Below are 25,838 nucleotides of genomic sequence, written 5' to 3'. Positions count from 1 at the left end.
GGAAAGAAACCTTTCAGTTAGTTCTGCGGTCGTCAGTGTTACACCTTCGCCCTGAGGGCGCAAGGGTCACTTTCGCGTGGGTTTTGTTGCCTCTGCGAACCTCTCCCCAAAGTCTTGCGCACCCCTTACGATCATGTAAGACTGACGCTCGATTTTAAATAGTAAAGATTCTTTCCTGTAGTGCCCTCGGTGTCCGCACACACTGAGGGCACATACATCCGATCTTTAATGGGAGGTTCACTTGGTGAACCTGACCGTCCCCCAGCTGCTCGGAGACCGGGCCCTCACCGACCCCGACGGGGTCGCGCTGATCGTGCACGGCTCGGCTCAGCTCACCTACCGCCAGTGGCACGAGCGGTCCGTCGCGCTCGCGAACAGCCTGGTCACGCGCGGTGTCGGCCGGGGCGACCGGGTGGGCCTGGTGTTCGGGGCCGCGGACTGGGCCGACTACGCCGTGGCGTTCTGCGGGGTCCTGGCGGCCGGAGCGGTGGCCGTACCGCTCTCCGACCGTCTCACCCTCGACGACCTGCGCTTCATGCTGGACAACTGCCGGGCGACCGGCGTCGTCCACGCCGCGGGCCTCGCCGTGCCGGAGATCGGCTGGAGCGCCACGGTCGACGACCTGAACGTCGAAACGTCCTATGAGATGGCCGATATCGCGCCTCTGGAGCCCCCGGAGCCCGGGGAGCTCGCCCAGATCCTCTACACCTCCGGTACGACCGGCCGTCCCAAGGGCGTCTCGGCGACCCACGCCAATCTGGCCTACGGCTGCGGTGCCAAGCGCCGCCCGTTCGCGCACTCCCGGCATCTCGTCCACGCCTTCCCGATCGGGACCAACGCCGGGCAGGCGATGCTGATCAACGCGCTCGACGCGAAGCCGGCCGTCGTGACGCTGCCGCGTTTCACCCCGGCCCGCTTCGCCTCGCTGATCGAGTCCTACCGCGCGGGGACGGTCTTCCTGGTCCCCGCGATGGCCATCGAGCTGATCAACGCGGGGGTGGCCGAACGGCACGACCTGTCCAGCGTGCTGCTGCTCGGCTCGGCCGCCGCGCCGCTGCCCTCGGCCGTCGCCCAGGCGCTGACCACGGCCTTCCCCAACGCGACGATCACCAACTACTACACCTCGACCGAGGCCGCCCCGGCTCAGACGATCATGATGTTCGACCCGGACCGGCCGGGAAGCGTCGGCCGCGCCATCGCCGGGGGACGGGTCAGGATCGCCACCGCGGAGGGGGAACCGCTGGCGCCGGGGGAGACCGGGGAGGTATGGATGCGATCTCCCGCGGCGCCGCGCGCCTACTACGGCGACCCCGGCAGCGGGACCTTCCGCGACGGCTGGGTGCGGATGGGCGACCTCGGCTACATCGACGCCGAGGGCTACCTCTACCTCGTCGACCGCGAGAGCGACGTGGTGAAGTCCGGGGCCTTCAAGGTCTCCACGATCCACGTCGAGGAGGTCGTCTACCGGCATCCGGCCGTGATCGAGGCCGCCGCGTTCGGGGTTCCGCACCCCGTGCTCGGAACCGTCGTCACCGTGGCCCTCGCCACCAGGGAACCCCTCACGCCCGAGGACCTGCGGATCTTCCTCAAGGACCGCCTGGCCCCGCACGAACTGCCCGCGCACGTCATCACGGTCGACGCCCTGCCGCGCAACGCCGGCGGCAAGGTCGACAAGAAGGCCCTGCGCCGGACGATGGAGGGCGCGTGATGGCCGGGGTCCCGTCCGGGAACACCTCCGGGCCGCCGCGGGAAAGCCCGTCCGAGCCCGTGTCCGGACCCGCGTCCGCGAGCGCTTCCGAGCCCGTGTCCGGACCCGCGTCCGCGGGCCTGCCGGAGGTCACGTTCACCCAGCAGGGGATGTGGGTGACCGAGCAGACCGTGGGCGGGGGCGCCGCCTACCACATGCCGATACTCGTCCACCTGCGCGGCGACCTGGACACCGGCGCGCTCCTGGCGGCCTGCGCGGCGGTGGCCGCCCGGCACCCGATGCTGGGCAGCGTGGTGGCGGAGGTGGACAACGAGCTGCGGCTCGTGCCCGGCGCCCAGGTCCCGGTACGCGAGGCGTCGATCTCCTCCGGCCCTGTCGACTCCGATGCCGTCACCGGAGATTCCCCGCCGGATTCCTCGTCCGAGAGCGGCGAGGACGGCGAGAGCGGCGAGCGGTACGGGCGGGCCGTACAGGAGGCCGTGCGGGAGGAGATCCTGCGCGAGTTCGACCTGGAGAAGGGCCCGCTGGCCAGGTTCACCCTGTTCGGGATCGGCCCCGGGCGGCACCTGCTCCTCTTCGTCGCCCACCACCTGGTCTTCGACGGCCAGTCGAAGGACATCCTGGTGCGCGACCTGGCCGCCTTCCACAACGGCGAGCCGCCGCCCCCGCTGCCCGCGATCGACCACGGCCGGGCCGAGCGCGACCGGGTGGCCGCCCTGCTTCCCGGCGCGCGGGAGTTCTGGAAGCCCCGCTGGCGCGATCCGGGCGAGACCGTCGTGCTCGGCCGCGCGCTGCGATCCCGGCGGGCGGGCGAGGGCCGGGTGCTGCGGTTCACCGTCGATCCGTCGATCACGCCCCGCTCGCCGTCCGTTCCGTCTTCGGATCCCCCTTCCACGTCCGTTCCGTCCTCGGGCTCTTCCTCGGCGTCCGTTCCGTCTTCGGATTCCCCTTCCACGTCCGTTCCGTCCTCGGGCTCTTCCTCGGCGTCCGTTCCGTCTTCGGATTCCCCTTCCACGTCCGTTCCGTCTTCGACCCCCTCTTCCTCCTCACCCACGCAGCCCCCCGGCCTGACCCGGTTCGAGGTGCTGCTCGCCGCGCTGCACACCCTGCTCCTCGGCTACGGCAACACCGCGGTCACCACCGCCGTCGACCTGTCCACCCGGCCCCCCGAGGCCGCCGGCCACATCGGCCTGTTCGTCAACGAACTCCCGGTCGCCTCCAGCCCGTCCCCGGAGGCGACCTTCCGCGAGTTCGCCACCGCCCTGCGCGCCGAGCTGCGGGAGGTCTACCGGTTCCGCCAGGTGCCGCTCTCCCGGGCGATGCCCCGCCTCCGGCCGCACGCCGCGCTGGTCCCCGTCTCCGTCAGCTACCGCACCCGCCGCGACGCGGACCCGGTGTTCGCCGGGCTCGACACGTCGGTGGAGTGGACCGTCTTCAACCACGCGGTACGCGGCGCGCTGCACCTGCAGTGCGTGGACGGCCCCGGCGGGCTGCGGATCAGCCTGCGTCACGATCCCGAGACGGTGCCCGACGCCGCCCGGGTCGCCGACGACCTGCGTCTCCTTCTGGAACGCGCCATGCATGACCCTGACCTGTCACTGCACGAAATTCTGGAGAACGAGATGGGTTCCGTCACCACGCTGACCGACCAGGTGCGCGAGATCTGGGAGGAAGTACTGGGCATCTCGCCGATCGCCGACGATGACGACATCTTCGACCTGGGTGGCCACTCCCTGACCATCACGCAGATCATCGCCCGCATGCGCAAGCGCCTGGACATCGAGGTCTCCCTGGACGCCTTCTTCGACAACCCGACGATCGCCGGGATCGTAGATTCACTCGGCGATGACTGAGACCCTCGACGGGCTCCGTCTCTCCCCCCTCGCCGACGACGACCTGGAGCTCCTGCTCCTGGTCAGGCACTTCGAGCTCAAGCTCCTGGAGCTGTACGGCAGAGGTGACCTCAACGGCACCACGCACACCTGCCTGGGCCAGGAGTACGTCCCGGTCGCGCTGCGCTCCCTGCTCGGCCCGGCCGACCACGTCTTCAGCAACCACCGGGGACACGGCCACTACCTGGCCAGGTTCCGCGACCCGCACGGCCTGCTCGCCGAGATCATGGGCAGGGAGGGCGCGGTCTGCGGAGGCGTCGGCGGCAGCCAGCACATCCACCGCGACCGCTACATGTCCACCGGCGTGCAGGGCGAGAGCATGCCGGTCGCCGCCGGGGTCGCGCTCCACCTCAAGCGCTCCGAGCCCGGCACCCTGGCCTGCGTGCACATCGGCGACGGCACCTGGGGCGAGGGCGCGGTCTACGAGGCGCTGAACCTCGCCGCGCTCTGGAAGCTCCCGCTGCTCGTCGTGGTGGAGAACAACGGCATCGCCCAGTCCACCCCGACCGCCGCGCAGATGGCCGGCACGGTGGCCGGCCGGGCGGCGGCCTTCGGCATCCCGCACCGGCCGGTCCTCTCCGGCGACGTCAACGAGATCCGCCTCTCGCTGGAACGTGAGATCGCGCGGGTGCGCGAGGGGCAGCCGCTGGTGGTCGAGTTCGTCACCCACCGCCTCGGGCCGCACAGCAAGGGCGACGACATCCGCCCGGCCGACGTCGTACGGGCCGCCAGGGACAACGACTGGTACGCCCGCTACGCCCACGACCACCCCGAGCACTTCCACCGGTTCGACGGCGTCGTCAAGGCCGAGGTCGAGGCCGTCGCCGACGAGGTGGCCGCGCGCCCGCCCTCCCGATGGGAGGGGTCGTGCGCGTAGCGGAGAACCTCAACGCCGCCCTGCACGGGCTGCTGGACGACGACCCCACCGCCTATGTGCTCGGCGAGGACATCCTCGATCCGTACGGCGGCGCCTTCAAGGTCACCAAGGGGTTGTCCACCCGCTTTCCCGAGCGGGTGATCGGCACCCCGATCAGCGAGGGCGCGCTGACCGGCGTCGCGGCGGGACTGGCGCTGACCGGCAACACGGCCGTGGCCGAGATCATGTTCGGCGACTTCGTGGCGCTCGCCTTCGACCAGCTCTGCAACTTCGCGAGCAAGTCGGTGTCGATGTACGGCAGGCGGCTCCCGCTGCGGATGGTGGTGCGCTGCCCGACCGGCGGCGGCCGGGGCTACGGTCCCACGCACAGCCAGAGCCTGCAGAAGCACTTCGTCGGCATGCCGGGACTGTCGCTGTACGAGATGTCCCCCTTCCACGACAACCGCGCGGTGTTCGCGGCGATGCTGGAACGAGGCGAGCCGTGCGTGTTCTTCGAGGACAAGGTCCTCTACACCCGGCAGATGGAGCGGGTGGACCCGCTGTTCCTGATGCGCCGCGACGGGGACCTGGCGATGGTGGACATCCGCGACGCGGGCGACCGCCCCGACTGCGTGGTCATCGCTCCCGGCGGGATGGTCCACCGGGTGCTGGGCGCGATGCGCTCCCTGATGATGGAGGAGGAGATCTCGGTCCGGCTGCTGGTCCCCTCCCGCCTCTACCCGCTGGACGCCGACGCGTTCCTGCCCCACCTCGGGGACGTCGTCCTGGTCGCGGAGGAGAGCACCGCCGGGGGCACCTGGGGCAGCGAGGTCGCCCACCTGCTGCACGCCCGCCTCTGGGGCCGCCTGCGCGGGCCCGTCCGCCTCGTCCACTCGCGAGCCTCCGTCATCCCCACCGCCGCGCACCTGGAGAACGAGGTCCTGGCCGGGGAGTCCACGATCCACCACGCCGTACGGGAGGCCCTGCGTGGCTGACATCCACGTCCCCAAGCTCAACAACAACGACACCGAGTACCTGATCGTCCAGTGGCTGGTGGGGAACGGCAAGCCCGTCATCGCCGGGGAGCCGATCGCCGTCCTGGAGACCTCCAAGGCGGCCGACGAGCTGGAGTCGGGGGAGACCGGCTACCTGCACCACGCCGCCGCCCTCGACACCTGGATCGCTCCCGGCGCGCTCCTCGCCCGCGTCACCGCCGAGGCGGCCCCGCCGCTCGTCTCTGGGCCCGCCACTGTGTCCGATGACGTGTCCGATGACGTGCCCGAGGTCGTGGCCCCCGCGGAGACGGTGGGGCAGCAGGACGCGCCGGTGGCGGAGCCGGTCGTCACCGCTCCCGCCCGCGCCGCCATGGAGGAGCTCGGCGTCTCCCTCGCCGAGGTCGCGTCCCTGGGTCTGACCGTCGTCCGCAGGACCGACGTGGAGGCCGTGGCCTCCCGCCGTACCGGGCAGACGGCCTCCGACGTGCGCGAGGACGTGCGGGAGGGCGCGGGGCAGGACGTGCGGGAGGCCGTGCCGGGAGACGTGCTGGAGGACGTGCCGGAACCGGTCGTGAACGTGGGAGCGCACCGCCTCTCGCGGGTGCAGCGGGCCGTCGCGCGCGCCGTCACCACCTCGCACGGCACCATCCCCGCCGCGTACACCGTCGTGAGGTTCGAAGTGGGCCCGCTGCTGGAGCGGGCCAGGGGGCTGAGCAGGGAGGTACGCAGGCCGGTCGGCCTGGCGGAGCTGTTCGTCCAGGCCGTGGCCGCGCTGCACCCCGCGTTCCCGCTGTTCTTCGCCTCGCTCGACGGGGACCGGGCGCATCCGGCCGACGCCCCGCGCGTCGGCGTCACGTTCGACATGGGCGAGGGCCTGTACGTGCCGGTCGTCCACGACACCGGCTCGCTCAAGGCCATCGCCGACGCGCTCATGCGCTACCGGCTCGCCGCCACCGAGGGCGACTTCCGAGAGAAGGACCTCACCGGTGCCAACATCGCCGTCACCCTGCACACCGACGCCGACGTCGTCCTCGCGATCCCCCTCATCTTCCCCGGCACGGTCTGCGCCCTCGCGATCACCTCGCCGCAGCCCGAACTGGCACTCGCCGAGGACGGCACGGTGACCGCGAGGACCGTCGCCAACATCGGCCTCGCCTACGACCATCGGCTGATCAACGGCAGGGACGCCGCGCTCTTCCTCGCGGCCCTCCGGACGGAGTTACACGCGTGACCGAGACAACGCTGTCGGACGCCAAGAAGGCGCTTCTGGCCAGGCGGCTGAAGAGCCGGGGAGAGGCGCGGGCCACCGTCGCCCGCCGCGCCCCCGGAACCGTCCCGCCCCTGTCCCACGCCCAGGAACGCCTGTGGTTCCTGGAGCAGTACCGGCCGGGCACCACCACCTACACCGTCCCCGTCGCGGTGCGCCTGCGCGGGGACCTGGACGCCGGCGCGCTGCGCCGGGCGCTGGACGAGATCGTCGCGCGCCACGAGGCCCTGCGGACGCGGTTCCTCACCACCGACGACGGCACCCCCGAGCTGGTCATCGACGAGCCGGGGCCCGCCGCGCTGCGCGTCGCCGAGGCGGACGGCGTGGACGCCGCGATCGAGTTGCTCGACGCCGACCTCGCCGTCCCGTTCGACCTGGAACGCGGCCCGCTCCTTCGCACCGTGCTGGTCAGGATCGCGCCCGACGACCACGTCCTCCTCATCGCCGCCCACCACACCGTCATCGACGGCTGGTCCAGCGACCTGCTCATCCGCGAGCTGCTCGCCCTGCACGACGGCGCCACCCCGCCGCCCGCGCCGGTCGGCTACGGCGACTACGCCCTCTGGCAGCGGGGTCGCGACCACCGCCGCGAGATCGACCACTGGCGCGACCGGCTCGCCGGGCTGCCCGCCATCGAGCTGCCCGCCGACCGGCCGCGCCCCGCCGAGCAGCGCCACGAGGGAGCCGCCCTCGACGTCCGGGTGGACGCCGGCCTCACCCGGCGGCTCGCCGAGCTGGGCGCCGCGGCCGGTGCCACGCCGTACATGACGCTGCTCGCCGCCTTCCAGGTCCTGCTGGCCCGCTACTCGGGGCAGACGGACTTCGCGGTCGGCTCCCCGGTCGCCGGGCGCGGGCTGCCCGAGCTGGACGGGGTCGTCGGCATGTTCGTCAACACCCTGGTCCTGCGCGCCGACCTGGCCGACGACCCGTCGTTCACCGCCTTCCTGGCCCGGACGCGCGAGACCGCGCTGGACGCCTACGCGCACCAGGAGCTCCCGTTCGACCAGCTGGTCAGCGAGCTGAACGTGGTCCGCGACGTGAGCCGGTCGCCGCTCGCGCAGGTCACCTTCGCGCTGCAGAACTTCAAGGCGGGCGAGGAGGACGGGCGCGTCTCCTACCTCACGCTCCCGGCCAGGACCACCCGGTTCGACCTCGGCCTCTACCTGTTCGAGAGCCCGGACGGCGGGCTGGCCGGCCACATCGCCTACAGCACCGCGCTGTTCGACCCGGAGACCGTCGAGCTGCTGGCGGCGCGCTTCGAGACGCTGCTGCGCTCGATCGTGGCGGACCCGGACACGCGGGTGGGGGAGCTGTCGCTGCTCTCCGGCGACGAGCGGGAGCTGGTGCTGGGCTTCGGCTCGGGACCGGCCCTGCGGCCGTCCGGCCACGACCTGCTGCACGACCTCGTCACCGCGCAGGCCGCGCTCACCCCCGGCGCGACGGCCGTGGTCCACGAGGGCTCGCCCGCCTCGGGCACGGTGCGCGCGGCGCGCGGCGGCTCCTCCGGTTCGCGGAAGGCATCCGGGGCACGTGGCGGCTCCGGTTCCGAGAAGGCGGGCGGCGGCTCGCTGACGTACGCCGAGCTCGACGAGCGCTCCACCGGGATCGCCGCCCTGCTGAGGAACCGTCACGGCGTGGGCCCCGACACCAGGGTGGGCGTCTTCCTCGAACAGTCCACCGACCTGGCGGCGGCCGTCGTCGGCGTGCTGAAGGCCGGCGGCGCCTACGTGCCCCTCGATCCCAAGCAGCCCCGCGACCGGCTGGGGTACATGCTCGCCGACGCCGGGGCCGTCGCCGTCCTGACCACCTCCGCGCTGCGCGACCTGCTTCCCGGCGTTCCCGGCGTCCCGGTGATCCGCCTGGACTCCGAGGCGCTGGACGAGACCGGGTTCGAGCCCCCGGAGGTCTCGCCCGGCCACCTCGCGTACGTGATCTACACCTCGGGCACCACCGGGCGGCCGAAGGGCGTCGGGGTGCAGCACCGGCAGGTGCTCAACTACCTCGCCGGGGTCGCAGAGCGCTTCGAGGTCGAGCCCGGCGCGGTCTACACGCTGCTGCAGTCGCTCTCGTTCGACTTCGGGGTGACGATCTTCTACCTGTCGCTCATGACCGGCGGGGAGCTGCACCTGGCCGACCCCCAGGCCCCCGCCGAGGAGCTCGCCGGGCTGCTGAGCGGCACCGACTACCTGAAGATGACCCCCTCCCACCTCGCCTCGCTGCTCGCCGCGGTCGACGACCCCGCCGAGCTGCTCCCGCGCAAGCTCCTCGTCCTCGGCGGCGAGGCCTCGAGGTGGGGCTGGGCGCGCGAGCTGACCGCGCACACCACGGTGGTCAACCACTACGGCCCCACCGAGGCCACGGTCGGCATCTCCACCCACGCCGTCACCGGCGAGCACGAGCGGGCGCTGAACCTGCCGATCGGCAGGCCGCTGCCCGGGGCCGGGGTCTACGTGCTCGACGAGCACCTGAGGCTGGTCCCGCCCGGCATGACCGGCGAGATCTACCTCGGCGGCGACCGGCTCGCCCGCGGCTACCTCGGACGCCCCGGCCTGACGGCGGAGAGGTTCCTGCCCGACCCGTACGGCGGGCCCGGCGCCCGCATGTACCGGACCGGCGACCTCGGCCGCTGGCTGCCCTCCGGCGACCTGTGCTTCCTCGGCCGCCGCGACCTGCAGGTCAAGGTCAGGGGCTACCGGGTGGAGCTGTCGGAGATCGAGTCGGTGCTCGCCGGCGAGCCGGGAATCGCGCACGCCGTCGTCGAGCTGCGCGCGGACCGGCTGGTCGCGTACGTGGTCGGCGAGGTCGCGGGGGAGCGGGTCGGCGTCAGCGAGCTGCGGGCGCGGCTCGGCGAGCGGCTTCCCGAGTACATGATCCCCGGGCGGTTCGTCTGGCTGGACGAGCTGCCCCTGAAGTCGCACGGCAAGGTCGACCGGGCCAGGCTGCCCGAACCCGACGAGGCGCGACCCGACCAGGAGGCCGGATTCGTCCCGCCGGAGACGCCTCTCGAAGAGGCGATCGCGGCGGTGTGGGCGACGGTGCTCGGACTGGTCCAGGTCGGCGTGCTGGACGACTTCTTCGACCTGGGTGGTCATTCGCTGCTCGCCGCACAGGTGGTCGCCCGCCTTCGGAAAGCCATTCCCGAAGGCGGGCGCCAGGTCACGATCCTGGACCTGTTCAAGAACCGGACCGTCCGCGAGCTGGCGCGGCTCGTCGAGACGGCCGACGACGGCCCGCGGATGCTGCTGCACCGGCTCACCCCGGCCCGCGCGGCCACCTCGACCCTGGTCTGCGTGCCGTACGGCGGCGGCAGCGCGGCCATCTACCAGCCGCTGGCCGACGCGCTGCCGCAGAACTGGGCGCTGCACGCGGTCGCCGTCCCCGGCCAGGAGATGGGGCTGGTCGAGGCGACCCGGCCGGTGGGGGAGGTCGCGCGGGACTGCGTGGAGGAGATCCTCAAGGAGGCCCGCGGCCCGATCGCGCTGTACGGGCACTGCGGGCTCGGCGTCATGCTGATCGTGGAGATCGCCCGCCGCCTGGAGGAGATGGGCCGCCCGATCGAGGCTCTCTACTTCGGCGGGGTCTTCCCCTTCGCCCGTCCCGCCTCGGTGCTTGCCAAGCTGTCGAACCTGACCGACCGCCTGCGCAGCGACCAGATCTGGGCCAACGCCCTGCGGGCCGCCGGTCTGGAGGTGGACGACCTGGAGCCCGACCAGCTCAAACTGGTGATCGACAACCGTCGAAAGGGCACCAGGGAGGCGGAACGCTACTTCACCCGCCTCTTCGAGGAGGGCGTCGAGCCGCTCGGGGCGCCGATCATCTCGGTGGTGGGCGACCGCGACCCGGCCACCGAGTTCCACCAGGAGCGCTACCGCGAGTGGCACCTGCTGAGCGACTCCACGGCCGTGGTCGTCCTCGACGAGGCCGGGCACTTTTTCTTGAAATATCGGGCGGAAGAGCTTGCCGCCATCGTCACCGGCACCCACCGGGCCATCGCCTCCCGCGACACGGCGAAGCTGGCCCGTACCGACCGGTCCACCTGGTGGCTCGGCGGCGTCTCCACCCAGGACGCCCTCGCGGAGATCGCCCCGGCGACGGCGGCGCCCGCGCTCACCGGTGCGGGACCGGCCGCTCCCGCCTCCACCGGTCCGGGGACGCCCGCGCCCGCTCTTGCCGGTACGGAGGCGGACGCGTCGGCTCCTCCCGGCTCGGGCACGGGCGGGGCTCCACCGGGGACGGGACACCCGGTCGCGACGGACCCCCCGGCGCGTTCCGGTCCGCAGCCGAGCATGAAGCGGTTCGCCGCCGTGGCGGCCGGACAGCTCGTCTCGATCGTCGGGTCGTCGCTGACCGAGTTCGCCATCCCGCTGTGGATCTACATCACCACCGGCTCCCTCCCCATGATGGCCCTGTTCTCCGTCCTCGCGCTGGTCCCCGGCATGCTGGTGTCCCCCCTGGCCGGTGCCCTCGTCGACCGCTACGACCGGCGCAGGGTCATGCTCGCCGGAGACTTCGGCGCGTTCGGCACCCAGCTGGCACTGGGCGTGCTGCTGTGGACCGGCAACCTGCAGATCTGGCACATCTACCCGCTCCTGGTCCTGCTGTCGGTCGCGCTGACCTTCCAGCGCCTCGCCTACAACTCCGCCATCCCGCAGCTGGTCCCCAAGCGCTTCCTCGGCCACGCCAACGGCGTGGTCCAGATGGTCACCGGCACCGCCCAGCTGGTCGTCCCGCTGGCCGCGGTCGGCCTGATGGCCGTGATCGGGCTGGAGGGCATCCTCGTCCTGGACGTCGTCTCGTACGTCTTCGCGATCGGGGTGCTGGTCTTCGTCCGCTTCCCCGGGACCATGGCGTGGAAGCGCAGGGAGTCGCTGGTCGCCGAGATGGTCGAGGGCTGGAAGTTCTCCTGGGGCAACCGGGGCTTCCGCGGCATGCTGTTCTTCTTCGCGGTGCTGAACATCTTCCTGTCCCCGCTGTTCCTGCTCATCTCGCCGCTGGTCCTGGGCTTCGCCACGCTGGAGGACGTCGGCTGGATCTCCTTCTTCGGCGGCCTGGGGGTCTTCCTCGGCGGCCTGACCATGACCGTCTGGGGAGGCCCGCGACGGCACCGGCTGCGCGGCGTCATGCTCTCCACCCTCGTACTGAGCCTCTTCTGCCTGGTCACCGGCCTGCGGGAGAACCTGATCCTGATCGCGGCCGGCGCCTTCGGGATGTCGTTCTGGCTGACCATGCTCAACGGCGTCTACGCGACGATCATCCAGGTCAAGGTGCCGCAGCGCTTCCACGGCCGCGTCATCGCGCTCAACACGCTCATCGCCTGGTCCACCCTGCCGGTCGGCTTCGGGCTGGTCGCCCCGTACGGCAGCAAGCTGTTCGAACCGCTGCTGGTCCCCGGGGGGCCGCTGGCCGGCACGGCCGGCCTCGTGCTCGGCACCGGCGAGGGCCGGGGCGTCGGCCTGATGTACGTGCTGTTCGCCGTCGCCATCGCGGTCACGGCGCTGGTCGCGATGCGGACCCGCACGCTGTCCAGGTTCGACACGGACGTCCCCGACGCGCTCCCGGACGACCTGGTCGGCTTCCAGGCCATCCAGAGGCGTCAGGAACGCGAGCGTGACGAGCCGGTCGCCGAGGTGATCTCGGCCCGGAGATGACACCGCGGCGAGCGCGGGCGGTCAGCCGGCCGCCGTGTCCGGGGACGGTATCGCCGATCTGCCGGCGACGGAGACGGGCGCGGACGGCGCCGGCGGAACAGCCCCTGCCGGCGATCGGGTGGCCGGGGCGCGTGGGGGTGTCACTGCGGCGGGGGGTGTCCCTATGGGATTGGTCGAGTGGTGCAGCGCACCTGCTTAGCGAAATGCTGCGTGAGGTCGTCGAGGCAGGCGGCGAGATCTTCTGAGGTGGCCAGGTCGTAGTGGACGCTGGCGGTGGTGCCACTGGCAAGGTCGCCGACATCGAGTTCTGCTTCGCCGCTGGTCCAGACCGTGAGTTGGATTACTCGGCGGGCATCCTCGCAGGTGACCCATGCTGCGGACTTGTCGCGGGTCGGACCGATGGTGAGCTGCCATTGAACGTCGGCCGTTTCCCAGCCCGGGGCGCGGTCATGGACGGCAGCGGCGAAGTGGGCCAGGTCGAAGTCGTTCACGGTGCTGATGATGCCCCATGACCTTCCTCACGCTGCGGTCCTGGCGGGTTGAGCGGTGGTTTTTCGGGTGGGCTGGTAGGGCTTCCGGTCGCGGAGCATGGCGTAGATGACGTCGCTGCGGCGGCGGGCCAGGCAGATGAGGGCGGCGTTGTGTTTCTTGCCCTCGGCTCTCTTCCGGTCGCAATAGGCCCTGCTCAGCGGGTCTGAGAGGGCTGCGAACGCGGACAGGAACATGGCTCGTTTCAGGCTCTTGTTTCCGCCTTTGGGAGGGTGTTCGCCCTTGATGGAGGATCCCGATCGGCGGGTGACGGGTGGCAGGCCGGCGTAGGCGGCCAGATGCCCCGACGTCGCGAAGGCGGCGATGTCGCCGATCTCGACGAGGATCCGCGCGGCGGTCCTGATCCCGAGGCCGGGCATCGAGGTCAGGACCCCTGCGAGAGGGAGCGCAGCAAGGATCTCCTCCACCTGGGCGGCGACCTGTTTGCGCTGATCATGCACCAGGCGCAGCGACCAGGCCAGGTGCGGCAGGACGGTCGCGGCCGCCGTGGTGCCGGGAACGGTGACGGTCTGGGCGTCCAGCGAGGCCTTCACGGCTTGGACCAGCCGTCCGGCCATCCGCGGTGCGAGGGGCTTGGCGATGGCCGGCAGCTCCTCGGCGGTGGCCGTGCGCAACCCCTCCGGGCCGCCGTACTGGATGAGGAACTCCAGGGCGGCCGGGTGGTGCAGCTTGGGGCCCAGCGCCTTCTCCAGGGCGGGATGGATCGTGGTGAGCAGCCCGCGGATTCGGTTGGCGACCCGGGTGGCCTCTGCGGACAGGTCATCGTCGAACCCGAGAAGAACCTCCAGTTCAGTGAGTGTCTCGGCGCCGGTGTCGACCCGCCGCAGTGTGTGCGGGAGAGTGCGGGCGGCATCAGCGATGACGAAGGCGTCGCGGGCGTCGGTCTTGGCGTTGCCGGGATGGACGTCGGCCAGGCGCCGCATGGTCAGTCCGGGCAGGTAGGCGACCTGGCAGCCCTCGGCCCGGGCGACCGCAACCGGCAACGCGCCGATCGAAGCGGGCTGGTCGACCACCACCAAGACCCGGCCGTGCCTGCTGAGATGGCCGAACAACGCTCGCAGCCGCTGCTCGTCGTTCGGGAGCGGCTTGTCGTGCAGTTTCTTACCGGACGGGTCCAGGGCGCAGGCATGGTGTTCGCCCTTGCCGACGTCCAGTCCCAGGAACACCGCGTACTCGGGGCCCAATGCCTTACCTCACTCGGGGGGGTTGTGTCGTTTGGCCTGGTCACAGAGGTCTGGCGACGGCTGCCGGCATCAACGTTACGGCGAGACGATGACTTCGTCACAGAAGGTTGCCTTGTCCCTATAAGCGGTCCACCGACGCCACCCGGGCCCGGTGACAACACCCCCCGGATCATGCTTGCGACAGGGGGTTTGAGTCATGCCGGGCAGGGTGACCGGGCTCCCCACCTCACGGTGGGGACGTGAAAAAGGTGACGGGGGTGAGAGTCGTACTGATCCGTGATCCACCGGCAGATCGCCTCCACGACGTAGCCGCGCTCGGCGTCGTCGAGTTCGTGCCCGGCGGGGATGTCGTGCCGGCGCGCCAGACAGGTGCGGCAGCACGTCGCGGTGGCGTGCTGGGCGACGAAGACGGGATGCCCGCGGTAGGGCGTCTGACGGCCGTCGTTGCGCGGTTCGGCCGGGGCCAGCCTGCGGCCGATCAGCTCCTCGGCGTGTCTGCGGACGGTCGTGATGCCGCGCAGGTCGACCACCGCGCGGTCCCGGCCACGCAGCCGGAACCTCGCGCGGAAGGGGTGCTGTCCGATCCGGTGCAACCTGGCGTCCAATTCGTCCATCACCGGAATCTACGCCCGCGTCCGTCTTCCCGGCGGTCGTCCAGGGAGCGGCTCCACCTGTGTGAGCCGCCGCAGGTCCTCAGCCGGCTCCAGGTCGCGGCGACCCGGTCTTCGCGGGCCGCACCCGCCTGACCGAGGTCGTCGAGACGATCCGCATCCCCGACTCTCAGGACGACACCCCGTAGCGGGCGGCGATCGCGACGGCGCGATCGCGCAGGGAGTCGCGCAGCCACTGCGGGGCCAGGGCTTCGGCGTTCGTGGTGAGCTGCCACAGCGCCCATTCGGCGTGTCTCGGATCCTGGAAGGTCACCTCCAGCCGCAGCCGGCCGTCCGGATCGGTCTCTTCGGAGAGGACGGCCAGCGCGGTGCCCAGCAGGTCCTCGCGCCGAGCCGGGTCCACCTGTACCAGCACGGTGACCTGGTCGCCGCCGGCCCGGAACCGGGTGCTGCGCTCCTGCCAGGCCCGGTCCAGATCGACCCGGTCCGGTCGCTGTGCGGGTTCGTCGAGTTCCTCGGCGGCCAGGACCCGAGACAGCCGGTAGGTGCGGTCCGCGCCGGATCTGGTGGCCAGCAGGTAGCCCCGGTCGCGTATGGTGACCAGCCCGATCGGGTCCACCGTGCGCCACTTGGGGGCCTGGTCCGCGGCCGCGTAGTGGATGCGCAGCCTGTGTCCGGCGAACACCGCGCGCAGGACCTCGGCCGCTACGGCGTCGGGCACCTCCTCGGCGGCCAGCCGGCGCGAGAGGAGGTCGCTCTCCGGGTCGATGAGCAGTCGCTCGGCCGCGCCGGCCGCGGTGTCCCGATAGCCCTCGGGCAGCGCGTCGACCACCTTGAGCATCGCCGAAGCGAGCGCCGAGCCGAGGCCGAACGCCTGCGCGCCGCGCCGCGATCCGGCGACCAGCAGGGCGAGGGCCTCGTCGGGGTTCAGCCCGGTGAGCTCGGTCCGGAAATCGGGCAACAACGCGAAACCGCCGTGCCGGCCGCGTTCGGCGTAGACCGGGACACCGGCCGCGGACAGCGCCTCGATGTCGCGCAGCACGGTGCGGGTGGAGACCTCAAGCTCGCGGGCCAGCGCGGCCGCGGACAGCCGGCCGTGCCGCCGCAGCAGCAGCACCAACGAGACCAACCGGTCGGCGCGCATACAAGAACTTTAACCGCGATATACGACACAAGATGTCGTGATTACTTGGGAGGCTCGTCAACGCGACCGAAAAGATGTCGGCTACCGAGCCGATCGACGTGCGTGGTGTCGACGAATCGAATGGAGCGAATGTGGCAGTGGAGCGAACGGCGGTCAATCCGTGGGCGTGGTCGACGGAGCTGGGATACAACCAGGGTGAGGTCGTCTCCGGCCACACCCGGACCCTGTACATCTCCGGGCAGACCGCGATGAGCGGCGACGGCAAGCCCCAGCATACCGATGACATGGAGGCGCAGCTGGCGCTGAGCCTCGACAACCTGGAGGCCGTGCTCAGCGAGGCCGGCATGTCCCTCGCGAACCTCGTCCGGCTCAACGTCTACACCACCGACGTCGATCGCCTCTTCCAGCACTACGGCGTGCTGGCGGCACGGTTGGGCGCCGCCAGGGTGACACCGTCCACCACGATGCTCGGAGTGACACGGCTGGCGATCCCCGACCTGATGGTCGAGCTCGAGGGAACCGCCGTCGCGTAGTACCACATCGCCGCCTCCGGCAGCGGTGCCGGAGGCGGCACGATCAGTAGGCAGGTGGGTGATTCCCGGTGCTCGAGATGGCGACGATCGGTGTCTACGGTTTCGACGGCGAGTCCTTTCTGCGACGGCTGCGGCAGGCGGATGTCCGTCTGTTGCTCGATGTACGCCAGCGCCGTGGTGTCCGGGGATCCGAGTACGCCTGGGCGAACTCACTCCGGCTGCAGGCGGCTCTCGCTCGTGCCGGGATCGCTTACGAGCACCACCTCGAGCTCGCTCCGACCACGGAGTTACGTCAGCTCCAGTACGCCGAGGATGGCCGTCAAGGGGTCGGCAAGCGCTCGCGCCGCGAACTCGCCGCCGAGTACACCCGCCGCTACACCAACGAGATCCTCGACTGTGCCGACCTCGTGCCGATCGTGTCGGCGGTGTCGAGCACCGGGACCGCGGCGCTGCTCTGTGTCGAGCGCGACGCCGAGGCCTGCCATCGCTCGTTGATCGCTCAGCGGCTGACCGAGCAGCACCCCGTCACGGTTGAGCACTTGCGCCCGCTGTGACGCGTTGACCCGACCCCTGGAGTTCGTGGCGGCGGTGGACTGGAAGCACGCAGGCGTACGACTCCCGTTCCCGCGGCGGAGGCTGTCCCCCAGGCAGCGTCGCGATCGTCCGCCGCGGGATCGGCGAGGAACAACGACCTCGGTGTTACGCCGAAGGACGTGGCGCCGCGATCATGGCGGTCGTCTCCATGGGCAGCTCGGCGACCCGTTCGACGTCCAGGCCGGCCCGGTTCAGCATCTCTTTGAACCTGTCGAGAGTGCGGTGCCTGCCACCGGTCGTCATCAGGAGGTGCAGATCCCACAGGGCGGGCAGCACGGTGGAGTCCTCGTCCACGACAAGACGATCGATGACCAGCAGTCGCGACGAGGAGTCCGCCATGGCACGCCGGCAGTTCTCGAAGACCTCGACGACCGCGTCGTCTTCCCAGCCTGCCAGCACCCGGCAGAGAACGTAGACGTCCCCACCCTCCGGGACGGCTTTGAACATGTCACCCCCGACCAGCTGGACACGGTCCAGTCCGACCGTGGTGGCCAGGTGCTCACGCGCCGCGGGCATCATGTGTTCGCGGTCGAAGAGCGTACCTCGGGCATCCGGTGTGGCGCCCAGGATCGCGGTGAGCAGGTGCCCGCCCCCTCCGCCCACGTCCACGACCCTCTTGCCGGAGAAGTCGAAGATCTCCGGCACCTGGTCGAAGAACATGTTTCCGGCGTTCATGGTGTGCTGGAAACGCTTTGCGGTGTCCTTGTCCTGACTGAGATAGGTGTAAAACGACTGACCGTAGGCAACTTCAAAAGCCGAGCCGGCCGTGCTGATGGCGTGGTGGGCGTGACCCCAGGCGTTATAGTACTCCTCGCCGTGGAGCAGGCACATGTCGCACAGGGACTGAGGATCGTCGAGCAGTGCCGCGCTCATAGCGGTATTCCGATAACCGGTCCGCTCGTTGCCCTCGAATACGCCCATGGCCACCAGAAGTCGCATCAGGCGGTGAATGCCCTCTTCCTTCGCCCCGGTCGATTCGGCGAGTTCGCCGCAGGTGGTCCGGCCGGCTTCGATATGATCCGGCAGCCCGAGTTTGACCGCGGTATAGAGGGCTTGCGCCCTCCACCCCACCGGTGATCATCTCAATCACATTCCGAGTCGTTTGAACGTCGACCGTCATTCCGACCTCCCGACCTTACGACAGATTTTCCTAACAGTACTGATCAAGGACAGGCGCCGGAAGACGACGATCCGGCTGAACAAGATCCTCACCGCCCGTCACGCCGTTGCCGAGGGTGGCGCCAGTGGGCCGGCAGGTGCGCCAGAAAGGGATGAACGGCCTGGTCAAGAGCTGTTCGGTCCGCGCCCCTTCCACGTCCAGGGCGACAATGACGTTCACCTGCGGACCGAACCGCTCTACACGGGACAGGTAGTGGTCGAGCAACTCGATGCTCGACACCTCTTTCGCCGCGACGGCGGCAGCGAGTTCACCAGCGGAAAAAATGTCAGATCAGTCATGAGAACCTCCGATAAAAACCTGAACCGTGCGGCGGTCACGCACTGTCAGGACGGCACTGCATTCTCTTCGAGAAATAGCCACCGCTGGCGCCGCTGAATCCCACAATATGGTCCGTGATCCTTATCCCACAATATGATTCGCGATTCTTTCCCGCCGCGAAGTTTCCGTTGCAGGGCTTGACTTCGAGACATTGGACCGGGCCTTGCCGCCTATCGGTCCGACGCAGCACAGGGCGGGTGCGGAATTGCTGGGTAAACGTAATCCAATGTGGGGACCGACACTTCTGCCACCGTGGGAACACAAGTGGGGACGGTCACGTTTCCCGCGTGGCGGGGCGATCCGGCCGACACGTCCGCAGCCGATTCCCGCACTGCTCGGAAGCTTGGCGGCCCATCTGGTCGGCTCGGTCGCGCCGGTTCGACCACGGGGTGCGGGCGCACCAGGTCTTCCTGGCGGCGTGCACGGCCGGCCGCGCGGGGCCGCGGCGCCTGCTCGGCCCGGTCGGCACCCCGCGTCCGGCCTTGATCGGTGTCGCCAGGATGGCTAGCCTGATCGCCGTGCTGCCGGAAGGCGGGGCCGAGGCGAGCGCGTCACGCGCGAAGAGCCCCGACCACGACAAGCCGCTCGACCATGTCGCCATGGAGTTTGGGATCGACTGACGATGAGCGCGGAAGAGGATTTCAAACAGGTCGGCGCCGAGCTGGCCGACCTGGGTGTGGGGATCTCCAGGATGATGGGGAATCCCGCGCTGAAAGACCAGGCAGGGAAGGTGTTCGCGAGCCTGCAGCGCGACGGCGCGATGGTGTTCCGGCTGGTGAGGGACACCCCCGAACACACGGCCGCGCTCCAGCTGGCCGGGGCGTCCCTGTTCGATCCCTCGGGGCGGGGCAGGACGATGAAGGACTGGGTGGTCGTGCCCCACTCCTCGGCCGAGAAATGGACGGACCTGGCCGAGGCCGCCCTCAGCCGCCCACGCTGACCGGTAGGTCACATCGACGGTGTGGCGGTGGGTGCCCGAGGCGGGCAGGGCGCGGAGCGCGACGTCGGCGAGGTTGGCCTGCCGCTTGACCGCTGACCTTCGCATTTGCCCGGGTCGATGATGAAGTGGGCGGTTGCTCCACGGACCCGGGCCGGGGCCGGCAGGTACTGCACTGGTCGCGATGGCGCCGACGCCATCAGGCCACCGCCCGACATTGCCACTACCAGCGCAGATCCCAGCCATGATCGCGAAGTGTCACCGGATACCGGGAGATGCCCGCGTTACGGGCCAGGCGTGCACGTAGCCTTGCCAGTGGACCCTAGCCGAGGGAGGCGAGGCGGGCCGCCTCGTCGTCCGACAGCCGCAGCGCCGCGGCGGCCACGTTCTCCGTCAGGTGCTCCGGGTTGCCGGTGCCCGGGATGGCCAGCACGTTCGGTCCCTGGTGCAGCGTCCAGGCCAGCCGGATCTGCGCGGGGGTGGCGCCGCGGGCGCGGGCGATGGCGAGTATCTCCTCGTGCTCCGTGCCGCCGGCGCCCGTCTCGCGCCCGGCGCCGGCGATCGAGAAGAACGGCACGAACGCGATGCCCTGCTCGGCGCAGCTTCGCAGGAGCTCCTGCTCGCTGGGTGGGGCGCCGACGCCGAAGGCGTTCTGCAGGCAGACCACCGGCGCGATGGTCTGAGCCTCGGCCAGATGCGCGGAGGTGGCGTTGGAGACACCCAGGTGGCGGATGAGGCCGGCGGTGCGCAGGTCGGCCAGTGCGCCGAAGTGGTCGGCGATCGAGCCGGTTCGCCTGCTCGGCGGGATACGGAGGTTGACGACGTCGAGATGGTCGCGGCCGAGGGCGCGCAAATTCTTCTCCACCTGGCCGCGCAACTCCTCTGGGGCGGCCCACGACCACGCGCCTGACGGGTCCCGGGACGGCCAGACCTTCGAGGCGATGACAAGGTTGTCCGGGTAGGGGGCCAGGGCCTGGCGGATCAGCTCGTTGGCCGCCAGGTGCGGTGAGAAGTAGTACGCGGCGGTGTCCACGTGATCGACGCCCAACTCGACCGCGCGGCGCAGCACGGCGATCGAGCGGTCGCGGTCGCCGGGGACGCCCGGACCGAAGGCGACGCTGCCCGTCAGGCGCATCGTGCCGAACCCGATCCGGTTGATGGTCAGATCGCCGAGGTTCCAGGTCCCCGCCGCCGCGGCGGGAGTGGCAAAGGCCATGATCATCCTTACGTCTTCGTGTGATTACGTGCCGCGGTCATCGGGGTCCGGCCGGATCCGGGCATGAAAAAAGCCTCCCCGGCGGGCTGGACCCGGCTGGGAAGGCTCAAAAATCTGCTGGTCAGCATATCAGCTCGGCCAGGCTCATCGCCGGCCATTGCCGCACCGGCGCCGATTCCAAGCGTGATCGCGAAGTGTCGCTGGAGTGCTAGGCCCGCAGGCGCAGGCCCCTGGGAGTCGGGTGGAAACCGGCGGCCTCCAGGGCGGCGCCCAGGGGGGAGTCGTTGATGGCGGTGCCGTCCGCCCGCTCGACGGTCAGCTTGCCCAGCGCGCCGTCGCGCACGGCGAGCGCGAGGGCGTCGACGGCGGGCCGGAGGCGGTCGTCGCCGGAGAAGGACAGCAGGGTCTTGCCACCGCGCTCGACGTAGAGGACCAGGTGCCCGTCGACGAGCACGACCAGGGAACCGGCCTTCCTGCCGGGCTTGTGGGACACCTCCCCGGGGTGCGCGGGCCACGGCAGGGCCGCCCCGTACGGACTGGCCGGGTCGGCGGCCGCCAGCACCACAGCCCGCCGGGCGTTCCCCCCCGCCCTCTCCGGCTTCGGCGCACTCCACGGGTCGGGCGCCGGTGCCGTGTCCGGGTGGGTGGGGGAGGGGGATGTGGCGCGCATCCGGTCGACGGCACCGGGGAGGGCGAACTGGGCACCGCCCAGCCCTTCCACGAAGTAACCCCTGCGGCACCGGCCGCTCTCCTCGAAGGCGCGGAGCACCTGGTAGACGGCGGCGAACCCGCCCGGCAGCCGCTCGGCGGTCACCGCACCCCTGGTCACCACGCCGTGCCGCTCCAGCAGCACCTCGGCCTGGGCGTGGGCGCGCTGGGTGGCGTCCTCCGCGAGGGCGGGCAGTGCCCACCAGCGCCCGCCCACCGTGGGCGGGCCGCTCCTGGTCGGCAGCACCGCCCGCCGTCGCCGGGTCGGGGCCGGGCGGTGCGCGGGGCGTCCCGTCCCGAGGACGGCACGCAGCGGCGCCAGCGTGTCGCCGGTGATCCGGCCCGACCACACCAGGTCCCACACGGCGGCGGACAGGGCGCGGTCGTCCGGGACGGCGCCGGCCAGGAGGGCGCCGGCCCGGCCGCCCAGCTCGCGGAAGAACAGCGCGCCCCCGCCACCCAGAACCTCCAGCACCGCCTCGTGCACCGGCGTCAGGGTGATGTCGGCGGGGCCGGGTATCAGCAGCGGCGCGGTGTCGGCGAAGTAGAGGGACACCCAGCCGTCGCCGCCCGGCAGGGACCCCTGCCCCACCCAGATCACCTCGCCGGAGGCCGTCAGCTCGTCCAGGAACGACGGGTCGTACCCGGGCACCCGCGAGGGCAGGATCAGCGTCTCCAGCGCCGACGCGGGCACCGCCGCGCCCTGCAACTGCTCGATCGCGCCCACCAGCGCGTCGATCGGCGGCCTGCCCCGCTGCGGGGCGCCGGTGATGCCGTGCCAGGCGGGCGCGAAGGCGGCCAGGATCTCCGGGGGGACCGGCTCCACCTCCTTGCGGAGCCTGGCCAGGGACCTGCGGCGCAGCATCCGCAGCACCCCCGCGTCGCACCACTCCTCGCCCCGGCCACCCGGCCGGAACTCCCCGCTCACCAGCCGCCCCGAGGCGGCCAGGCGGCGCAGCGCATCGGTGACGACCGCGGGGCCGAGACCGAACCTGGTCGCGGCGGTGCTCGCGAGGAAGGGGGTGCGCGTACGGGCGTGCCGGGCCAGCAGGTCGCCCAGCGGGTCGTCGACCGGCTCGAGGAACGCGTGCGGAACCCCGACGGGCAGCGGCACGCCGAGCGCGTCGCGCAACCGGGCGGCGTCCTCGATCGCCGCCCACCGCTCCTGCCCCGCCACCCGCACCCTGATGGCCCGCCGGGAGCCCTCCAGCACGGTCAGCCACGCCGGGTCGCCCTCGCGCACGCCGACGTCCTCGGCCACCAGGGGGCCGTGGGAGCGGAGCAGGTCGGCCAGGTCCTCGGCGTCGCGCAGCGGCCGGTCCAGCCGGGCCAGCTCCCGCTCGGCGTCGGTGATCACGTCGAGGTCGAGCAGCTCGCGCAGGTCCGCCTGGCCCAGCAACTCGGCCAGCAGGGTCGTGTCGAGCGCGAGCGCCTGGGCGCGGCGCTCGGCCAGCGGGGCGTCGCCCTCGTACATGAACGCGCCTATGTAGTTGAACAGCAGCGACGCCGCGAACGGCGACGCCTTGTCAGTCTCGACCTCCACCAGCCGGACCCGCCGCGCCTCGATGTCGCGCATCAGCCGGACCAGCCCCGGCACGTCGAACACGTCCTGAAGGCACTCGCGCATCGTCTCCAGCACCACGGGGAACGACCCGTAGCGGCCCGCCACGCTCAGCAGGTGCGAGGCGCGCTGCCGCTGCTGCCAGAGCGGCGACCGCCTGCCCGGCACCCGGCGCGGCAGCAGCAGGGACCGCCCCGCGCACTCGCGGAACCGCGCCGCGAACAGCGCGGAGCCGCCCAGCTCCTCGGTGACGATCCGCTCTATCTCGTCCGCGTCGAAGACCGCGACGTCGGACGGGGGGTCGGAGAGCGTGTCGGGGATGCGCAGCACGATCCCGTCGTCGGAGTGCAGGGCCTGCACGTCGACGCCGTAGCGCTCCCGCAGCCGCCGCCCGATCGCCAGCGCCCACGGCGCGTGCACCCGCGCCCCGTACGGGGAGTGCACCACCACCCGCCAGTCGCCCAGCTCGTCGTGGAACCGCTCGACCAGCAACGTCCTGTCGTCCGGCACGTAGCCGGTCGCCTGCCGCTGCTCGGCCAGATAGGAGAGCAGGTTGGCGGCGGCGTACTCGTCCAGCCCCGCCGCCCTGATCCTCTCCAGGGCCCCCTCACGCCCGGTGCCCCCCGCCGCCGCGCCTCCCGGTCTCGCGTTCTCCGCCACCCCGTTTCCCGCTTCGGCGCGTTCCGCTCCCGCGCCCCCCGTCCTCGCGCCCGGGGCGCGCCCGCCTCCCGGCTCGGCGTCCGCGCCCGCCGCCGACATCTCGCGGAGGAACGCGCCGATGGCCCTGCCCAGCTCCGCCGGTCTCCCGGCGGTGTCGCCGTGCCAGAAGGGGAGCTTGCCCGGCTGGCCGGGGGCGGGAGTGACCAGCACCCGATCGGCCGTGATCTCCTGGATCCGCCAGGAGGTCGCGCCCAGCACGAACACGTCCCCGGCCCGCGACTCGTAGACCATCTCCTCGTCCAGCTCGCCCACCCGGGAGGACTTCTCCCCGACCAGGAACACGCCGAACAGCCCCCGGTCGGGGATCGTGCCGCCGTTGGTGACCGCCAGCCGCTGGGCTCCGGGGCGGCCCCGCAGGGTGCCGGTCACCCGGTCCCAGACGATGCGCGGACGCAGCTCGGCGAACTCCTCGCTCGGGTAGCGGCCGGCGAGCATGTCGAGCGTCGCCTCCAGCGCGCTCCTGGGCAGCGTCCGGTAGGGGGCGGCCCGCCGCACGACCTCCTCCAGCTCGTCGACCGTCCACTCGTCCAGCGCGGTCATCGCCACGATCTGCTGGGCGAGCACGTCGAGAGGGTTGCGCGGGTAGCGCAGGTCCTCGATCTCCCCGCTCCTCATCCGCTCGGCCACCACGGCCGTCTGGACCAGGTCCCCCCGGTACTTGGGGAAGATCACGCCACGCGAGACCGCTCCCACCTGGTGCCCGGCCCGGCCGATCCGCTGCAGGCCGCTCGCCACGCTCGGCGGCGCCCCGACGCAGGCCACCAGGTCGACCGCGCCCATGTCGATGCCGAGCTCCAGGCTGGAGGTCGCGACCACGGCGGGCAGCCGCCCGGACTTGAGCGCCTCCTCGATCTGGGAGCGCTCCTCCTTCGACACCGAACCGTGGTGGGCCCGCACGATCTCCGGGACGACCCCCTTGGCCGCGCCGGCCTGCGCCATCGTCTCCGCCGGGGTGGAGAGGGAGGCCGGCGGGACGGGGAACCCCTCGGCCCAGTGCACCGGCTCCGCCCCCGCCTCCGCGTCCTGCCCGGCCGGCTCCTCGCCGGTCTCCCGCCGCTCCCACGCCAGCTCGTTGAGGCGGGTGCACAGCCTCTCGGCCAAGCGCCGGGAGTTGGCGAACACGATCGTGGAGCTGTGGCCTCCGATCAGCTCGAACAGCCGCTCCTCCACGTGCGGCCAGATCGACCGCCTGGCCGGGGTCTCGGTCAGCCAGCGGTCGTCGTCGGGGGCGGGCGGGGCGGGGGGCGTGTCGAGCTCGGTCATGTCCTCGATCGGGACGACCACCTCGACCTCGATCTCCTTGTCGGAGGGCGGCTGGACCACGGTCGCCGGGCGCGATCCGCCCAGGAAGGCGGCCACCTCGCTCACCGGCCGGACGGTCGCCGACAGGCCGATCCGCTGGGCGGGCCGGGGCAGGAGGGTGTCGAGCCGCTCCAGGCTGAGGGCCAGGTGCGCGCCGCGCTTGGTGGCCGCCACCGCGTGCACCTCGTCGACGATGACCGTCTCCACACCGCGCAACGCCTCGCGGGCCTGGCTGGTGAGCAGCAGGAACAGCGACTCGGGAGTGGTGATCAGGATGTCGGAGGGCCGGGTCGCGAACCGCCGCCGCTCCTCGGGGGCGGTGTCCCCGGACCGGATCGCCACCGAGATCTCCGGCACCGGGAGCCCGAGCCGCCGCGCGGTCTGCCTCAGCCCGGCCAGCGGCGCCCGGAGGTTGCGCTCGACGTCGACCGCCAGGGCCTTGAGCGGCGAGACGTACAGGACCCGGCAACGCCTCACCGGCTCGCCGTCCGCCCGGTCCCCCCGCGAACGCCCTCGCCCGCCCCGGGTGCTCGTACCGCCTGTGCCGCCGGTGCCGCCTGTGCCGCCGGTGCCGCCTGTGCCACCCGTACCGGCCGTCGGGTCCGTATCGGAGGATCCGGCGTCCAGGGGGGAGCCGGGAGCGGAGGAGGCGAGCCGGTCGAGCGACCACAGGAACGCGGCCAGCGTCTTGCCGGATCCGGTGGGCGCGACCACCAGCGTGTTGTCACCCCGGGCGATCGCCGCCCACGCCCCCTCCTGCGCGGCGGTCGGCGCGGCGAACGCCCCGGTGAACCAGTCCCTGGTCATCCGGGTGAAGTGGTCGAGCGCCCCGCCCGTGCTCGCCGTCTCGCTCATCGCCGCCCCCTAGCTCCCGGTCCGGACGACCGACCGGCTCACCGCCCATACTGCACGGCC

Annotated in this window: 17 protein-coding genes; 10 read left to right on the top strand and 7 right to left on the bottom strand. The window is 71.6% G+C overall.

All coding sequences use genetic code 11. The annotated features are described in order from the left end of the window. Positions 1-244 precede the first annotated feature (244 nt). The 6 genes from AB0F88_RS05085 to AB0F88_RS05060 all read left to right on the top strand — a co-directional run bounded on the left by AB0F88_RS05085 (position 245) and on the right by AB0F88_RS05060 (position 12,366). Complete coding sequence (locus AB0F88_RS05085; RefSeq protein ID WP_362677492.1) at positions 245-1,708, top strand: class I adenylate-forming enzyme family protein; 1,464 nt, start codon at positions 245-247, stop codon at positions 1,706-1,708. Between the two features lie 95 nt (positions 1,709-1,803). Then, positions 1,804-3,561: a condensation domain-containing protein gene (locus AB0F88_RS05080; protein WP_362677490.1), complete on the top strand. Its 1,758-nt coding sequence runs from the start codon at positions 1,804-1,806 to the stop codon at positions 3,559-3,561. Continuing rightward, positions 3,554-4,477 (top strand): thiamine pyrophosphate-dependent dehydrogenase E1 component subunit alpha, encoded by a 924-nt coding sequence (locus tag AB0F88_RS05075; protein ID WP_362677488.1) that lies wholly within the window; start codon positions 3,554-3,556, stop codon positions 4,475-4,477. The genes AB0F88_RS05080 and AB0F88_RS05075 overlap by 8 nt, the downstream gene beginning before the upstream one ends. Next, positions 4,468-5,451: a transketolase C-terminal domain-containing protein gene (locus AB0F88_RS05070; RefSeq protein WP_362677486.1), complete on the top strand. Its 984-nt coding sequence runs from the start codon at positions 4,468-4,470 to the stop codon at positions 5,449-5,451. The genes AB0F88_RS05075 and AB0F88_RS05070 overlap by 10 nt, the downstream gene beginning before the upstream one ends. After that, positions 5,444-6,682, top strand: coding sequence for a 2-oxo acid dehydrogenase subunit E2 (locus tag AB0F88_RS05065; RefSeq protein WP_362677484.1), 1,239 nt, complete (start codon positions 5,444-5,446; stop codon positions 6,680-6,682). The genes AB0F88_RS05070 and AB0F88_RS05065 overlap by 8 nt, the downstream gene beginning before the upstream one ends. Next, positions 6,679-12,366, top strand: a complete 5,688-nt coding sequence (locus AB0F88_RS05060) for an amino acid adenylation domain-containing protein (protein ID WP_362677482.1) — start codon at positions 6,679-6,681, stop codon at positions 12,364-12,366. Before AB0F88_RS05065 ends, AB0F88_RS05060 begins: the two co-directional genes overlap by 4 nt. A 161-nt stretch (positions 12,367-12,527) precedes the next feature. Here the strand turns inward: AB0F88_RS05060 and AB0F88_RS05055 are convergent, their stop codons facing one another. The 4 genes from AB0F88_RS05055 to AB0F88_RS05040 form a co-directional block, all read right to left on the bottom strand. Beyond that, positions 12,528-12,857: a hypothetical protein gene (locus AB0F88_RS05055; protein ID WP_362677480.1), complete on the bottom strand. Its 330-nt coding sequence runs from the start codon at positions 12,855-12,857 to the stop codon at positions 12,528-12,530. A gap of 27 nt (positions 12,858-12,884) precedes the next feature. Continuing rightward, positions 12,885-14,099 carry an IS110 family transposase gene (locus AB0F88_RS05050; protein ID WP_362677478.1) on the bottom strand — a complete coding sequence of 405 codons (1,215 nt, stop codon included), beginning with the start codon at positions 14,097-14,099 and terminating at the stop codon, positions 12,885-12,887. Between the two features lie 194 nt (positions 14,100-14,293). Next, positions 14,294-14,713 carry a DUF4186 domain-containing protein gene (locus tag AB0F88_RS05045; protein WP_362677476.1) on the bottom strand — a complete coding sequence of 140 codons (420 nt, stop codon included), beginning with the start codon at positions 14,711-14,713 and terminating at the stop codon, positions 14,294-14,296. A 166-nt stretch (positions 14,714-14,879) separates the two neighbouring features. Further along, positions 14,880-15,854, bottom strand: a complete 975-nt coding sequence (locus AB0F88_RS05040) for a WYL domain-containing protein (protein WP_362677474.1) — start codon at positions 15,852-15,854, stop codon at positions 14,880-14,882. A 137-nt stretch (positions 15,855-15,991) separates the two neighbouring features. Here AB0F88_RS05040 and AB0F88_RS05035 point away from each other — a divergent pair, with 137 nt between their 5' ends. Further along, positions 15,992-16,387 carry a RidA family protein gene (locus AB0F88_RS05035; protein ID WP_362677962.1) on the top strand — a complete coding sequence of 132 codons (396 nt, stop codon included), beginning with the start codon at positions 15,992-15,994 and terminating at the stop codon, positions 16,385-16,387. 77 nt (positions 16,388-16,464) lie between these two features. Next, positions 16,465-16,941 (top strand): DUF488 domain-containing protein, encoded by a 477-nt coding sequence (locus AB0F88_RS05030; protein WP_362677960.1) that lies wholly within the window; start codon positions 16,465-16,467, stop codon positions 16,939-16,941. Between the two features lie 145 nt (positions 16,942-17,086). Here AB0F88_RS05030 and AB0F88_RS05025 read toward each other — a convergent pair whose 3' ends face one another. Continuing rightward, positions 17,087-18,052: a methyltransferase gene (locus AB0F88_RS05025; protein ID WP_362677472.1), complete on the bottom strand. Its 966-nt coding sequence runs from the start codon at positions 18,050-18,052 to the stop codon at positions 17,087-17,089. A gap of 31 nt (positions 18,053-18,083) precedes the next feature. On the opposite strand from AB0F88_RS05025, the gene AB0F88_RS05020 reads away from it, so the two are divergent. Further along, positions 18,084-18,536, top strand: coding sequence for a hypothetical protein (locus tag AB0F88_RS05020; RefSeq protein ID WP_362677470.1), 453 nt, complete (start codon positions 18,084-18,086; stop codon positions 18,534-18,536). A 565-nt stretch (positions 18,537-19,101) separates the two neighbouring features. Then, positions 19,102-19,419 (top strand): hypothetical protein, encoded by a 318-nt coding sequence (locus tag AB0F88_RS05015; RefSeq protein WP_362677468.1) that lies wholly within the window; start codon positions 19,102-19,104, stop codon positions 19,417-19,419. Between the two features lie 319 nt (positions 19,420-19,738). On the opposite strand, the gene AB0F88_RS05010 is transcribed toward AB0F88_RS05015, so the two are convergent. Both AB0F88_RS05010 and AB0F88_RS05005 read right to left on the bottom strand, forming a co-directional pair. Then, positions 19,739-20,632, bottom strand: a complete 894-nt coding sequence (locus tag AB0F88_RS05010; RefSeq protein WP_362677465.1) for an oxidoreductase — start codon at positions 20,630-20,632, stop codon at positions 19,739-19,741. A gap of 208 nt (positions 20,633-20,840) precedes the next feature. Then, positions 20,841-25,778, bottom strand: coding sequence for an ATP-dependent helicase (locus AB0F88_RS05005; protein WP_362677463.1), 4,938 nt, complete (start codon positions 25,776-25,778; stop codon positions 20,841-20,843). Positions 25,779-25,838: the final 60 nt, after the last annotated feature.

The organism is Streptosporangium sp. NPDC023963, from assembly GCF_040639135.1.
Taxonomy (GTDB): Bacteria; Actinomycetota; Actinomycetes; order Streptosporangiales; family Streptosporangiaceae; genus Streptosporangium.
The sequence above is the reverse complement of the archived record's forward strand: the minus strand, read 5'-3'. Positions and strand labels throughout refer to the sequence as shown.